Origin of the sequence: Geobacillus sp. Y412MC52 (assembly GCF_000174795.2) — a bacterium.
Lineage (GTDB): Bacteria > Bacillota > Bacilli > Bacillales > Anoxybacillaceae > Geobacillus > Geobacillus thermoleovorans.
On the sequence record NC_014915.1, the window covers coordinates 3,470,283 to 3,484,104 of the forward strand.

General features: G+C 56.5%; 14 protein-coding genes. All 14 read right to left on the minus strand.

The genetic code is table 11. The annotated features are described in order from the left end of the window. Positions 1 to 184 precede the first annotated feature (184 nt). Positions 185 to 1,678 (minus strand): NADH-quinone oxidoreductase subunit NuoN, encoded by a 1,494-nt coding sequence (gene nuoN, locus GYMC52_RS17160; RefSeq protein ID WP_013524801.1) that lies wholly within the window; start codon positions 1,676 to 1,678, stop codon positions 185 to 187. A gap of 4 nt (positions 1,679 to 1,682) precedes the next feature. Further along, positions 1,683 to 3,260 (minus strand): NADH-quinone oxidoreductase subunit M, encoded by a 1,578-nt coding sequence (locus GYMC52_RS17165; RefSeq protein ID WP_013524802.1) that lies wholly within the window; start codon positions 3,258 to 3,260, stop codon positions 1,683 to 1,685. Beyond that, positions 3,257 to 5,110, minus strand: a complete 1,854-nt coding sequence (gene nuoL / locus GYMC52_RS17170; RefSeq protein ID WP_013524803.1) for an NADH-quinone oxidoreductase subunit L — start codon at positions 5,108 to 5,110, stop codon at positions 3,257 to 3,259. Before nuoL ends, GYMC52_RS17165 begins: the two co-directional genes overlap by 4 nt. Positions 5,111 to 5,127: 17 nt before the next feature. Beyond that, positions 5,128 to 5,433 (minus strand): NADH-quinone oxidoreductase subunit NuoK, encoded by a 306-nt coding sequence (gene nuoK / locus GYMC52_RS17175; protein ID WP_011232815.1) that lies wholly within the window; start codon positions 5,431 to 5,433, stop codon positions 5,128 to 5,130. Then, on the minus strand, positions 5,430 to 5,951 hold the full coding sequence (locus GYMC52_RS17180; protein ID WP_013524804.1) for an NADH-quinone oxidoreductase subunit J: 522 nt from the start codon (positions 5,949 to 5,951) through the stop codon (positions 5,430 to 5,432). The genes nuoK and GYMC52_RS17180 overlap by 4 nt, the downstream gene beginning before the upstream one ends. Continuing rightward, positions 5,948 to 6,367 (minus strand): NADH-quinone oxidoreductase subunit NuoI, encoded by a 420-nt coding sequence (nuoI, locus tag GYMC52_RS17185; protein ID WP_013146600.1) that lies wholly within the window; start codon positions 6,365 to 6,367, stop codon positions 5,948 to 5,950. Before nuoI ends, GYMC52_RS17180 begins: the two co-directional genes overlap by 4 nt. Positions 6,368 to 6,615: 248 nt before the next feature. Further along, on the minus strand, positions 6,616 to 7,617 hold the full coding sequence (nuoH, locus tag GYMC52_RS17190) for an NADH-quinone oxidoreductase subunit NuoH (protein ID WP_013524805.1): 1,002 nt from the start codon (positions 7,615 to 7,617) through the stop codon (positions 6,616 to 6,618). After that, on the minus strand, positions 7,614 to 8,714 hold the full coding sequence (locus tag GYMC52_RS17195; protein WP_041469614.1) for an NADH-quinone oxidoreductase subunit D: 1,101 nt from the start codon (positions 8,712 to 8,714) through the stop codon (positions 7,614 to 7,616). The genes nuoH and GYMC52_RS17195 overlap by 4 nt, the downstream gene beginning before the upstream one ends. Before the next feature lie 3 nt (positions 8,715 to 8,717). Further along, the gene (locus tag GYMC52_RS17200) at positions 8,718 to 9,896 is read right to left on the minus strand and encodes an NADH-quinone oxidoreductase subunit C (RefSeq protein WP_013524807.1); all 1,179 of its coding nucleotides are present in this window, start codon (positions 9,894 to 9,896) and stop codon (positions 8,718 to 8,720) included. Between the two features lie 3 nt (positions 9,897 to 9,899). Next, entirely contained in the window at positions 9,900 to 10,412 is a 513-nt protein-coding gene (locus GYMC52_RS17205) for a NuoB/complex I 20 kDa subunit family protein (RefSeq protein WP_011232822.1), read from the minus strand. Next, entirely contained in the window at positions 10,403 to 10,771 is a 369-nt protein-coding gene (locus tag GYMC52_RS17210; protein WP_011232823.1) for an NADH-quinone oxidoreductase subunit A, read from the minus strand. The genes GYMC52_RS17205 and GYMC52_RS17210 overlap by 10 nt, the downstream gene beginning before the upstream one ends. Positions 10,772 to 11,045: 274 nt before the next feature. After that, positions 11,046 to 11,447, minus strand: coding sequence for a F0F1 ATP synthase subunit epsilon (locus GYMC52_RS17215; protein ID WP_011232824.1), 402 nt, complete (start codon positions 11,445 to 11,447; stop codon positions 11,046 to 11,048). Positions 11,448 to 11,469: 22 nt separating this feature from the next. Continuing rightward, a complete protein-coding gene (gene atpD / locus GYMC52_RS17220; protein ID WP_011232825.1) occupies positions 11,470 to 12,891 on the minus strand; it encodes a F0F1 ATP synthase subunit beta in 1,422 nt (473 codons plus the stop codon). 27 nt (positions 12,892 to 12,918) lie between these two features. Then, positions 12,919 to 13,776 carry an ATP synthase F1 subunit gamma gene (atpG, locus tag GYMC52_RS17225; protein ID WP_011232826.1) on the minus strand — a complete coding sequence of 286 codons (858 nt, stop codon included), beginning with the start codon at positions 13,774 to 13,776 and terminating at the stop codon, positions 12,919 to 12,921. Positions 13,777 to 13,822: the final 46 nt, after the last annotated feature.

The following is a 13,822-nucleotide window of genomic DNA, read 5'->3' on the forward strand; positions in this document are numbered from 1 at the left end:
GGATGAGCATTCCCCTCTTTCTATGAAAATGCGCAGGCCTTGAAACTTTCATGCTAGGTGGAAAGCAAACATTGCTCGATGGAGCTTTCCTGCGCAAAGCACGCAGCGCATCCCCTCCTTTCCAAACGAAGCCGGCGGCGCAAAAAAAGAGGAGAGGCATTCTCCCTCTCCCTTTATTCTACCGTTACGGCAAAAAATCGCCAAAATGCCCAAACTGGGCGAGCATATCGTAAGCAAGCCCCGGCGCCCAGCCGATCGCCAACGTTCCAAGCGCGCAAAGAACGACGGCGGTCGACAGCCCGGCCGGCAGCCGGCCAAGCGGCGCGGTGAACGTCGGGCGGAAAAAGAGCTGGACGATCAAATTGAAATAATACACGTACGAGATGACGGTCGTGATCGCCATCACGGCGGCGAGCACATAATGGCCCGGCTCTGTGACGACAAGGCCGATGAAAATATGCAGCTTGGCGATAAAGCCAGCTGTTCCTGGGATGCCGGCGAGCGAGAGCAAAAACAGCCCGAGCGCCGCAGCCAGCAGTGGGCGGTGCCGATATAAGCCGGCCAGTCCATCCAAATCATCGGATCCGGTTTCATTGACAATATGGGCAATAATGGCAAACGTCCCGATGTTCATCAACGTATAGACGAGCAAATACATCCAGAGCGAATCGATCATCGCCCATGACATCGCGGCAAACCCCGCGAGCAAGTAGCCGGCGTGGGCGATGCTCGAGTAGGCGAGCAGCCGCTTTAAACTCCTCTGCCGAAGCGCCACGACGCTGCCGATGATCATCGTCAATCCGGCTAACACGGTGATGATCGGCTGCATCGACAAAAGAAGCGATGATGGGTCACGCCCTTCTGCCGGCGCCGCGGCAAAGATCGTCACCAGCAAACGGAGAAGAAGGGCAAAGCCGGCCGTTTTCGACACGACGGCAAAAAACGCGGTCGCTGGAACGGGCGCTCCTTCGTACACGTCCGGCGCCCACATATGAAACGGAACAGTCGCCAGCTTAAACGAAACGCCGATGAGCAAAAGCAGAAACGCCAAAGCAAGCATGTACGGCTCGTTCGTCTCCTGCAAGCGGCGCGCGATGCCGCCGAGATTCGTCGTTCCGGTCAAGCCGAACACATAACTCATGCCAAACAGCATGATGGCGGTGGCGATGCCGCCGTTAATGACATATTTGAGCGCCGCCTCGTTCGATGCCGGCGCCGTTTTGCGCAAACCGGCCAAAATGTAGGACGACACCGAAAGCAGCTCAAGGCTGACAAATAATGTAAGCAAATCGCCGCTAGACGCCATCATCATCGCCCCAAGCAGCGCAAACAACATCATATAGACAAATTCGCCGCGGTGCGGACTGCCTTCTTTCGGCGCCCATTCGGCCACTAAAAGCAGAGCGAGCGCTCCGCCAGCCAGCAAAATGAGCTTGAACGCTTTGGCGAACGCATCGAGCCGGAACGTATCATGCAAAATCGATGCCGACCCGACCGGGATCATCGCCGCTGTCGCGATCATGGCGAGCGCCGCCGCCGCCGCGGCGCCCCAAGCAAGCGGACGGCGGCTTCGATCACTCGGCAGCGCCAAGTCCATCACCAACAGCGCTATGGCGGCCGCGAGGACGATCCATTCGGGCGCCATCATGCTCCAATCGGATTGCCATACATCGTTCATGTGATCAACCCCCTAGCCCGTTCATCATCGTCTTGACGACGGCCGTAAGCGGCGCGGCCAATAGCTGCGGATAGACGCCGACGGCCACGATCAACGCGACGAGGATGAACGCCGGCACAGCTTCTTTTCCTTGCAAGTCAACGACGCCCCCTTGCGGTTCACCTAGGCTTGCCGCAGATGCTTGCGGCTCACGCCAGCCCATGACCGCTTCCCGCTGGTCGCGGGGGCGGCCGAACGTGATATCAAGGACGGCTTTCAGCGAGTAGACAGCGGCGAAGATCAAGCCAAGCGCCCCCACGGCGGCAAGGGCCGGCTTCGTTTGAAACAGCCCGAGAAACGACGTGAATTCACCGACAAATCCCGCCAGCCCCGGCAGACCGAGCAAGGCGAGCGCCGCTGTGAGCAAATACCCGGAAAAGAGCGGCATCGCTTTCGTCAGTCCACCAAACCGGTTGATGTCCGTTGTTCCCATTCGATGAGCGAGCACGCCGACAAGCAAAAACGACAAGGCCGAGATGAGTCCGTGAGCCACCGATTGAAAGACCGCTCCTTGAATGCCGGCCTCATTCAACGCACCGAGTCCGATGAGCACGACCCCCATATGCGACACGCTCGAGTAGGCGAGCACGCGCTTCAATTCGCGCTGGCGAAGCGCCAACAGCGCGCCGTACAGCACGTTGATGACGCCAAATAGAGCGAGAACGCCGGCAAACGAGCGGAACTCATCCGGAAACAAGCCGACCCCGAAGCGAATCATCCCATACGCTGCGATTTTCAGCAACACCCCGGCATGAAGCATCACCACCGGCGGCGGCGCTTCGACGTGGACGCGGATGAGCCAGCGGTGGAACGGAACAGCCGGCAGCTTGACGGCAAATGCCAACAGCAGCCCGCCGAGCAGCCAGCGACGCCCTTCCGCCGTCAGCGGCGCAATCAGTTGCCCTTCCGCCGCTGGATTATGTAACATTTCATGAAGCAAGGCAAAGTTCGCTGTTCCAGTTCGGGCAAGCAGCACCGCGATCACGACAAGCAGCAAAGCCGAGCCGAGCCCGTTGTACAACAAGTAGCTGTACGCCGCCCGCTCGCGCTCAAACCCGCCCCACTTGCCGACAAGCAAAAACATGGCGACCAACGTCACTTCTAAGAAGAGGAAAAACCAAACGAAATTGGCGGCGGAAAATACGCCGAGCATGCCAATCTCAAGCGCCAGCAGCCAGAGAAAATACCCTTTTTTCTCCGTTTTGACAAGCATCGACGCCAAAGCGGCCAACGTCGCCAACACCGCGGTCAGAACGATAAAGACAAGCGACAGCCCATCGATGCCGAGCTCATAGCGGATCACATACGCCGCGTCCGTCAAAAATGGCAGGTCCGTAAGCCGCACCCAGTCCCGCGCTTCGTCGAGCCGCTCGAGGCGAAACCCGCGCCCGGACTGAATGAAAGCAAACAACGCCAAAATGAGCGGCGGTACGGTGGCGGCCGTTCCGAGCCATTGAATCATTCGTTCATCCGTTTTGCGGACAAACATCAGCAACATGATGCCTAACAGCGGCGAAAAGACGAGCAGCGATAAAAACATCATAGCCAGTACCCCCCTGTTAAGGCGAAAATGACGACCAAAATCGCCAATCCGGCCACCGTCACCGCCCCATACGTCTGCGCCTGCCCGTTTTGCCCGCGCGACCCAGCCGAGGCGGCCGCGCCGACAATGCCGGCGGCAAGCCGGGCGAGCCCTTCAACAAGGAAGCGGTCGACATACGCCAACAGGCGGCTGATCCATGACACAAGCGACACGACCGTCAAACGGTAAATGTCATCGATGTAGTAATGACGGCGCAGCAGCTCATCAACATACGGAACACGCGCGGACAGCCAATCGCGCGGCATTTTCTGCGCCCCGTACATCAGCCAAGCGAGAAAAATCCCTGCAAACGACACGATCGTCGCCAAAACAGCGATCCATCCCGGCGCCGCTTCATGACGATACGCTCCATCCGTCAACCATTCGCCAAGGAACGAGCCAAACCACGGCGTTTGCATGTATCCGGATGCAATCGACAGCACGCCGAGCACAAGCATTGGCGCCACCATCGAGGCCGGCACTTCATGAGCATCCTCATGATGCCGCGCTTTGCCGGCAAAGACGAGGAAAAAGAGCCGGAACATATAAAACGACGTCAACAGCGCGGCAGCGACCGCGAGCCAAAAGAGGAGGCGCGGCCCGTTCGTCCAGGCGGCGGCCAAAATTTCGTCCTTGCTGAAAAAGCCGGCGAATAGCGGAACCCCGCTGATCGACAGCGCCCCAATGAGGAATAGCGGCGCGGTCCATGGCAGCCGCCGCCAAAGCCCGCCCATTTCCTCGATGTTTTGCGTACGGACGGCATGAATGACGCTCCCGGCGGCCAAAAAGAGGAGCGCTTTAAAGAACGCATGCGTCGTCAAATGGAAGATGGCCGCGACATAGCTGCCCGCGCCAAGCGCCAATATCATATAGCCGAGCTGGCTGACCGTCGAATAGGCGAGGACGCGCTTGATGTCCGTCTGCACCAAGCCGATCGTCGCGGCGAAAATGGCCGTCACCCCGCCGATCGTCGCCACGGTCATCATGGCTGCATGGCTTGCCTCATACAGCGGAAACAATGCCGCCACAAGGTACACACCGGCCGCCACCATCGTCGCAGCGTGGATGAGCGCCGACACCGGCGTCGGGCCTTCCATCGCGTCTGGAAGCCATGTATGGAGCGGAAATTGCCCCGATTTGCCGATGGCGCCGATAAAAATCAAGATCGCCGCGAGCGTCGTCATCCCCGGCGACAGCGTGCCGTCGCCGACGGCGCGGAAAATGTCATCGTAATCAAAGCTGTGCGTTTGCCAAAAGAGCAACATCATGCCGATAAAAAAGCCAACGTCGCCGATGCGCGTCATGATGAACGCTTTTTTCGCCGCCGCTTTTGCTTCTTCCTTATAGAAGTAAAAACCGATCAGCAAAAACGATCCAAGTCCGACGAGCTCCCAAAAGATGTACGCCTGCAGCAAATTCGGCGACAGCACAAGACCGAGCATCGCAAACGTAAACAGGCCCAAATACGCGTAAAAGGTGGAAAACCGTTCATCGCCAGCCATGTACCCTTGCGAATACACATGGACGAGCCAGCTGACGAGTGCGACGACGACGAGCATCCAAGCGTTTAGGGCGGTGGCGGAAATCCCGACCGTCAACGTCACGCCGCCGATCGTCATCCATGTCCAGTTTGCCTCATACGTCGACCCGCCGAGGCGGTCCACAAGCACCGCGAGCGCCAAAAGCAGCGACAAGAACGTCGCGGCGATGCCGACATAGGCGCTTCGCTGTTTCCATCTCCGTCCGAACAGCAGCAACAGAATGAACGAACCAAGCGGGAACAGCGGCACGACCCAAACTAGGTTCATCATCGTTCCCATCCCCTTCTCTAATGTTTCAACGAATTGGCTTCATCGACTTGAACCGTCTTCCGGCTGCGGTAAAAAGCGATGAGCGCAGCTAAGCCGACGGCTGCTTCCGCCGCCGCCACGGCGATCGCAAACAGCGCGAACACGTGCCCGTGAACGCTGGGATGGGCGCCGTATTTGGCAAAAGCGACGAAATTGATGTTAACCGCATTTAACATCAGCTCAATGCAGATGAGCACAATGACCGTATTCCTCTTCGTGAGCGCCCCGTACAGCCCAATGCAAAACAAGATCAGCGCCAACGCTAAATAGGCCGATAATGTCATTCGTCTTCCGCCCCCTTGCCGTCTTTTTTCGCCAACACGATCGCGCCAATTAAGGCGACAAGCAAAATGACGGACACGATTTCAAACGGAATCGTATAATACGAGTAAAGCGACTTGCCGATCGCCTTAGCGTTGTCGCCCGAAAGCGCGCTGCCGTCAGCGCCGAAGTCGAGCTGGCGGATGCCGAAGTAGACGGCAAGGCCGAAGGCGATGACGGAGAGGGCGGCAACCGCTTTATGCCAGACGCCGCCGGTGGTTTGGCGCTCCCTTTCGTCTGTGTGATGGCGCGTCAGCATGATCGCAAACAGCATGATGATCGTGATGGCTCCGGAATAGATGAGCACTTGCACAACAGCGACAAATTCGGCGGACAACAGCACGTACAGCCCGGCAATGCCTACAAATGTCATGACGAGGGCGATGACCATATGGACGACGTTCGTCAGCTGGAGCATCGTCACTCCCCCGGCAATCGCCGCGAGGGCGAGCAAGAAAAAGGCGATGTCCGTTCCGCTCACGGCTTATTCTCCCTTCTGATGTTCGTATCGTTTTCATCGAGCCAGGCCAAATCTTTATACAGAGCGTCGCGGCTGTATTCCGCGAGCTCAAAGTTGTTCGTCATGACAATCGCTTCCGTTGGGCATACTTCCGTGCACAAATCACATAAAATGCAAATTTCAAAGTTGATGTTGTACGTCTCAATCACTTTCCCTTTTTTCGTCGGATCGGGATGTTTTTTCCCGGTCAGCTGGATGCATTCGGTCGGGCAAATGTTGACACACTGGTTGCACACGATGCATTTTTCGGGATAAAATTTCTGGATGCCGCGAAACCGATCCGGGAGCGGGAGCGGTTCGTGCGGGTAATCGTACGTCACTTTTTCGCGCGTCAACTCTTTTAACGTATACGCCAATCCTTTCATCAACCCTATCATCCGTCTACCCCTCTCATGGGAAAAGTGGCGTTCCGACACGACCTCTGCCCGAAGGAGGAGGCCATGCTCATGGGCGGCTGCCCCCTTCCTGGCAAGACAAGTTGCTTTGTTCCTTTAGAGGACTGGTGAAAAACGACCGATTTCGCCGAATCCGTTGCTTTTGGGTGAAAGAGAGGCGTTGATTTTACAGGACTTCTCAATTTGAGAAGAGTCCGTTTTTCGCGACTTTTCACTAAATCACCGGCCTTTTAGAAAAACCACGCTTTCACGACCGCCGTCAGCACAATGTTGACGAGCGAAAGCGGAAGCAGCACTTTCCAGGCGAACTCCATCAGCTGGTCGGCGCGCACGCGCGGAAATGTGGCGCGAAACCAAATGAGGACGAAAACGATCGCACAAAACTTCAGCGCAAACCAGACCGCGCCAGGAATCCAGCCGAGAAACGCGACCGGATGCCAGCCGCCGAGAAACAAAATTGTCACAAGCGCCGCCATGGCGAACAAATACACATACTCGGCGAGCATAAAGAACGCCCAACGGAATCCGGAATATTCGACATGAAAGCCGGCGACAAGCTCGGACTCCGCCTCCGGCAAGTCAAACGGCGTCCGGTTCAACTCGGCTACCGCGGCAATGAGGAAAATCAAAAACGCCAACGGCTGGGCGAAAATGAACCAGACGTCTTTTTGCGCCGCAACGATGTCGACTAAATTCATGCTTCCCGCCAAAAGCACGACGCCAAGCGCCGACATGACGAGCGGAATCTCATAGGAAATCATTTGCGCGGCTGCCCGCATGCCGCCAAGCAGAGCGTATTTGTTGTTGGACGCCCAGCCGCCGGCGACAACGCCGACGGTCGTCAAGCCGGAGACAGCGATATAATACAGAAGGCCGACGCCAATATCGGCGAACCGGAACGCATCGGTAAACGGCAATACCGCCAACACCATAAACGACGGCACAAAGGCGATGATCGGCGCCAGCACGTAGAGCGGACGGTCGGCCGCTTTCGGGATCGTATCCTCTTTCAAAAGCAGCTTCAACACATCGGCAACGGTTTGCAGCAGTCCGAAGCGGCCGCCGACTTGGTTCGGCCCGATGCGCCCTTGCATAAACCCCATCACTTTCCGCTCAGCCAAAATGCCGTATGTGACAAAGGCGAGCACGACCGCCAAAAGCAGCGCCCCAAGCCCGAAAAACAGGGCGATGTTCGACCAGCTTGGCGTGGATTCAAGCCATTGTTCCATCATCCGTCGACCTCCCCAAGCACAATGTCAATCGACCCAAGAATGGCGATGACATTGGCCAAGTTTTCCCCTTTGAGCAGCTTCGGGAGTATTTGCAAGTTGTAAAACGATGGGCGCCGGAATTTGAGGCGGTACGGCTCCTTTTTGCCGTCGCTCGCAATATAGCAGCCGATCTCGCCGCGCGGCGCCTCGATGCGGACGAACGTCTCGCCGGGCGGCGCTTTAATGATGCGGGGCACTTTTCCCATGATCGGCCCCTCAGGCGGAAATTGCTCGCACGCCTGCTCGATGATGCAAAGCGACTGTTCGATTTCCGCCATCCGGCATTCATAGCGGGCAAGGCAGTCGCCGCTGTCGCGCACCGGCACGTCAAAATCAAAGCGGTCATAGATCGAATACGGTTCATCTTTGCGCAAATCCCATTTGACGCCGGTCGACCGCAAGTTGACGCCGCTGAGCGAATAGCTGATCGCCTCTTCTTTCGTATACCGCCCGACGCCGGTGACGCGCTGGCGGAAAATTTCATTGCCGGTGACAAGCTCATGATAGCCGTGAAGTTTCTCCCGCATGTACGGAACGAACTGCTTCACTTTGTCAATCCAACCGTCCGGCGCATCCCATTTGACGCCGCCGATGCGCATATAGTTGAACGTCAGCCGCGCTCCAGACAGCTCATTTAATAGATTAATAATCATTTCGCGTTCGCGGAACGCGTACAAAAACGGGCTCGTCGCGCCAAGGTCAAGCAAGTACGTCCCCCACCAGACGAGGTGGCTGGCGATCCGCCCAAGCTCCATGGCGAGAACGCGCAAATATTCGGCCCGCTCCGGCACTTCAATGCCCATCATCGTTTCGACCGCATGGCAAAGCACATAGTTGTTCGTCATCGCGGACAAATAGTCCATCCGGTCGGTGTACGGGATGATTTGCGTATATTGCAGCCCTTCGGCGATCTTTTCCGTTCCGCGATGCAAATAGCCGATGACCGGTGTCGCTTCTTGAATGATCTCGCCGTCAATTTTTAAAATGAGGCGGAACACCCCGTGCGTGCTCGGGTGTTGAGGGCCGACGTTTAAAATCATTTCTTCTGTGCGCAGCATCATCTACACCTCCGCATCATACGGCTCGTAATCTTTGCGCAGCGGATGCCCGACCCATTGTTCGCCGAGGAAGATGCGGATTAAGTTCGGGTGGCCGCGGAAACGGATGCCAAGCAAATCGTACGCTTCGCACTCCGGCCAGTTCGCCCCCGGCCAAAGCGGAACGAGCGAATCGACTTCCGGGTTGTCGCGCTCGATTTTGACTTTCAGCGCCACCGGCTGCCGGTTTGGATAGGAATACAAATGGACGTACACTTCCATATGCGTCTGAAAATCGGTGCCGTGCAGCTCGGATAAATAATCAAACCGAAGCTGTTCATGGCCTTTCAACAACTCGGCGACTTTGTAGTACGCCTCTTTTTTCACGACAAGCGTCGGCACATCTTTCGCCAGCCGGTTGATGTATGCATCCTCGAGCACGTCCGAACCGAGATGCTCATGAATGATGCGGACATATTTCTCAAGCAGCGGATCGTTCGGCGACGGAGCGGCAGACCGTCCGGTTCCTCCGTCAGTTTCTTCGGCCTTCGCCCGGGCGGCCGCTGCCGCTTTTTGTTTCGCCCCCTCATCGCCAGCGCCGCCTTGTTGCTTCGCCAAGGCCGCCGCACGCGCTTTTGCCGCGGCCGCGGCTTTCGCTTTCGCCGCGGCGGCCGCTTTTTGCTTGGCCAGCTCGTCATCGTCGCCCGACGCTTCAGCGGCTTTTTGTTTGGCTAATGCAGCAGCTCTCGCCTTCGCGGCCGCAACTGCCTTTTTCTTCGCCAACTCAAGATCATCCTCCGCACCGCTTTCCGCCGCCTCGCGCTGACGCCGCAGTTCGGCGGCCCTCGCACGCGCTTCCTCGGCTGCCTTCCGCTTCGCCGCCTCAAGGTCGTCCCCTGTCGCCGCACCAGGCGCAGCGGCCTCGCGCTGTCTCCGCAGTTGGGCCGCCTTCGCACGCGCTTCCTCGGCTGCTCGTTTTTTCGCCAATGCAAGATCGTCGGCCGATGCCGGTTCCGTTGCCTCTCCCTTCGTTGTTTCGGTCTGGCTGCCATTCGAATTCGGGGGCGTTTTCAAACTGCCCGTTTCGGCGGCTGACCTGGCCTGTTCATCTGCCTGCCTAGCCGCGAGCCGTTCGCGCGCCAGCTGTTTTGCCCGCTCAGCGGCTTCTTTTTTTCTCTGGGCCAAATCTTTTTCTTCATCCATCGGTTACAGCACCTTCTTCCCCGTTTTGGCTTCCAGTCGGATTTTTTCTTTTAATTTATGAATGCCGTAGATGAGCGCTGCCGGGTTCGGCGGACAGCCTGGTATGTACACGTCCACCGGGACAATTTGGTCGACGCCTTTGACGACGCTGTACGATTTGACGTACGGGCCGCCGGCTGTCGCACACGAACCCATGGCGATGACCCATTTCGGTTCGGGCATTTGGTCATACAACCGGCGCAAGAGCGGCGCCATTTTTTTCGTCACCGTGCCCGAGACAATCATGACGTCCGCCTGCCGCGGCGAGGCGCGGAAAAACGAACCGAACCGGTCGAGGTCGTAATGGGCGCCGCCGACCGCCATCATCTCGATGGCGCAACAGGCAAGGCCGAACGTCAACGGCCAAAGCGAACTGCTTCGGGCCCATCCTTTCAACTGTTCCAACGTCGTCAAAAAGACGTTTCGCTTCACTTCTTCCATTTCGACGCCAGAAAAACCCTCCCATTTCACATCCATCGTAACACCTTCTTTTTCCAAGCATAGATAAGGCCAATGGCAAGCAAAACGATGAAAATGATCATTTCCACCAACGCGAACAAGCCGAGTTGGTCATAGACAACAGCCCACGGGTACAAAAACACCGTCTCGATATCGAAAATGACAAACAGCAAGGCAAATAGGTAGTACCGAACTTGGAACTGAACGCGCGAGTCGTGAAAGGGATTGTTACCGCTTTCATAAGTTGTCGCCTTTGCATCACTCGGCACGTGCGGCCGCAGCCACCGCCCGGCCGTGAGCGCCCCGATCGGCAGCAACACACCGAGGCAAAGGAAGACGAAGATGATCAAATAACTGTTTGCATAGATGTTGCTCAACCAGCTCGCCCCCTTCCGGTTTACTACATACGTATGGTGTTAATGATGAAATTTTTCAATAATTCCTTCGATTTCATTATAACATTTATATCCAGCCGTGTCAGCAAAACTTCAAGTTAACACTGTCAACACTGTATCCATTCATGTAAGCGCTTCATCTTTGTTGAAACGACGGAATGCGAGGAACGAAAAAAGAGAGAGCGTTTGCCTCTCTCCTTGACGGACGATTCTTCCGTTTTCATCAAAAAAAGCAGGGGAAAAACTCCCCTGCTTTTTACTTCATTTCCGCAACGCTCAAACGGTTCATGGCGCGTTTTAACGCCAGTTCGGCCCGTTTGAAGTCGATGTCATCCTGCTGGCTTTGCAGGCGGCGCTCCGCCCGCTCTTTCGCCGCTTTGGCGCGGAGGACGTCAATGTCCTCCGCCCGTTCAGCAGCTTGAGCCAAAATCGTCACTTTGTCCGGGCGGACTTCCAAAAAGCCGCCGCTGACGGCAATGTATTGCGTTTTGCCGCCTTTTTTCAGCCGGGCCGCGCTGATCTCGAGCGGTGCGACAAGCGGAATGTGCCCCGGCAAAATGCCGAGCTCGCCGCTTTTCGCTTTGACGCTGACCATCTCAACATCGTCTTCGTACACCGGGCCATCAGGAGTAACGACGCTCACGTGGATCGTTTTCATTGTCCAATCCCCCTATCCCGGGTCACACTTCGACACCCATCGCTTTCGCTTTTTCAACGACTTCTTCAATGCGGCCGACTAAGCGGAACGCATCTTCCGGAAGATGGTCGTATTTGCCTTCCAAAATTTCTTTAAAGCCGCGCACCGTTTCTTTGACCGGCACGTAGGAGCCCGGTTGGCCCGTGAACTGCTCCGCCACGTGGAAGTTTTGCGACAAGAAGAACTGGATGCGGCGGGCGCGGTGAACGACGAGTTTGTCTTCGTCCGACAGTTCGTCCATCCCCAAGATGGCGATGATGTCTTGCAATTCTTTATAACGTTGCAGCGTTTGCTGCACTTTGCGGGCGACTTGATAATGCTCCTCGCCGACGATTTCCGGCGCCAACGCACGCGATGTCGAAGCGAGCGGGTCAACGGCCGGATAAATCCCCATCTCCGCGAGCTTCCGCTCCAGGTTCGTCGTCGCATCCAAGTGCGAGAACGTCGTGGCCGGAGCCGGGTCCGTATAGTCGTCGGCCGGGACGTAAATCGCTTGAATCGAGGTGATCGAGCCTTTCGCCGTCGACGTGATCCGCTCTTGCAATTGACCCATCTCCGTCGCCAATGTCGGTTGGTAACCAACGGCCGACGGCATGCGGCCTAACAGCGCCGACACTTCCGAACCGGCCTGCGTGAAACGGAAGATGTTATCGATAAAGAGCAACACGTCTTGGCCTTGTTCATCACGGAAGTATTCGGCCATCGTCAAGCCGGTCAAGGCGACGCGCATCCGCGCCCCCGGCGGCTCATTCATTTGTCCGAACACCATGGCCGTTTTGCTGATGACGCCGGAATCTTTCATCTCATGGTACAAGTCGTTTCCTTCGCGCGTCCGTTCGCCGACGCCAGCAAAGACGGAAATCCCGCCGTGCTCTTGGGCGATGTTGTGAATCAGCTCTTGGATCAAGACCGTTTTTCCTACGCCAGCGCCGCCGAACAAACCGATTTTTCCGCCTTTAATATACGGGGCAAGCAAGTCAACGACTTTAATCCCCGTTTCCAAAATTTCGACTTCCGTCGCCAATTCCTCGAATTTTGGCGCCGGACGGTGAATCGGGTCGCGGCGGGCGTCAGCCGGAATGTCGCCTTCCAAGTCGATCGGCTCGCCCAAGACGTTGAACACGCGGCCAAGCGTGACTTCGCCGACCGGCACCGAAATCGGTGCACCGGTATCGATGACTTCCATGCCGCGGATGAGGCCGTCTGTGGACGCCATCGCGATCGTCCGTACTGTATCATCGCCAAGGTGCAAGGCGACTTCCAATGTCAAGTCGATGTCGACTTCGTTTTCGTTGCGCGCTTTATGTTGAATTTTCAGGGCGTTGTAGATCGCCGGCAAGTGGCCGTTCTCAAACTTGACGTCTACAACCGGACCCATGACTTGGATAACGCGTCCTCTTGTCATCGTTTTCCCTCCTAACTTGCTAGTCCCCTATTGCAAGGCGTTTGCTCCGGCGACAATTTCCGTAATTTCTTGCGTAATCGCCGCTTGGCGAGCGCGGTTGTAGGAAAGCGTCAATGTGCGAATGAGCTCGTTCGCATTGTCCGTTGCGTTCTTCATCGCCGTCATGCGGGCGGCGTGTTCGCTTGCTTTTGCATCGAGCAATGCGCCGTAAATGAGGCTTTCCGCATACTGCGGCAATAAGACGTCCAAAATTTCTTCTTGCGACGGTTCAAATTCGTACACCGTGCGCTGCTTATTCTCCGCCAAGTCAGTGAGCGGCAGAAGCTTCCGTTCCGTCACCTCTTGCTGGATCGCGCTCACGTAATGGTTGTAATACATATACAGCTCGTCAAACGTACCGTCGGCGAATAACCCAACCGTTTTGCGGGCGATTTCTTTAATATCGGCAAACGACGGCTGGTCCGGCAAGCGGGTGATGTCGAGAATGACCGGCATGTTCCGCTTGCGGAAAAAGCTCAACCCGACGCGGCCGATGACGATGATCGCATATTCGTCCGGAGAAGCATGGCGTTTTTGGATCGTTTGGTACACGAGGCGCAGCACGTTGCTGTTGTACGCGCCAGCCAGACCGCGATCCGACGTGATCACGAGATAACCGGTTTTTTTCACCGGGCGCGAAACGAGCATCGGATGTGAAGCGCCGCCGGCGCCAAGCGCCACATTAGCCACGACTTCTTGAATTTTCTCCATATATGGAACGAACGATTTCGCGTTTTGCTCCGCGCGGTTCAGCTTCGACGTCGAGACCATTTCCATCGCTTTTGTAATTTGGCTTGTCTTCTTCGTCGCATTGATGCGCGTTTTAATATCGCGTAACGATGCCAAAGGTTTCACCACCTTTTTGCTGCACGGGTTCTAACAGGCGTGAGGG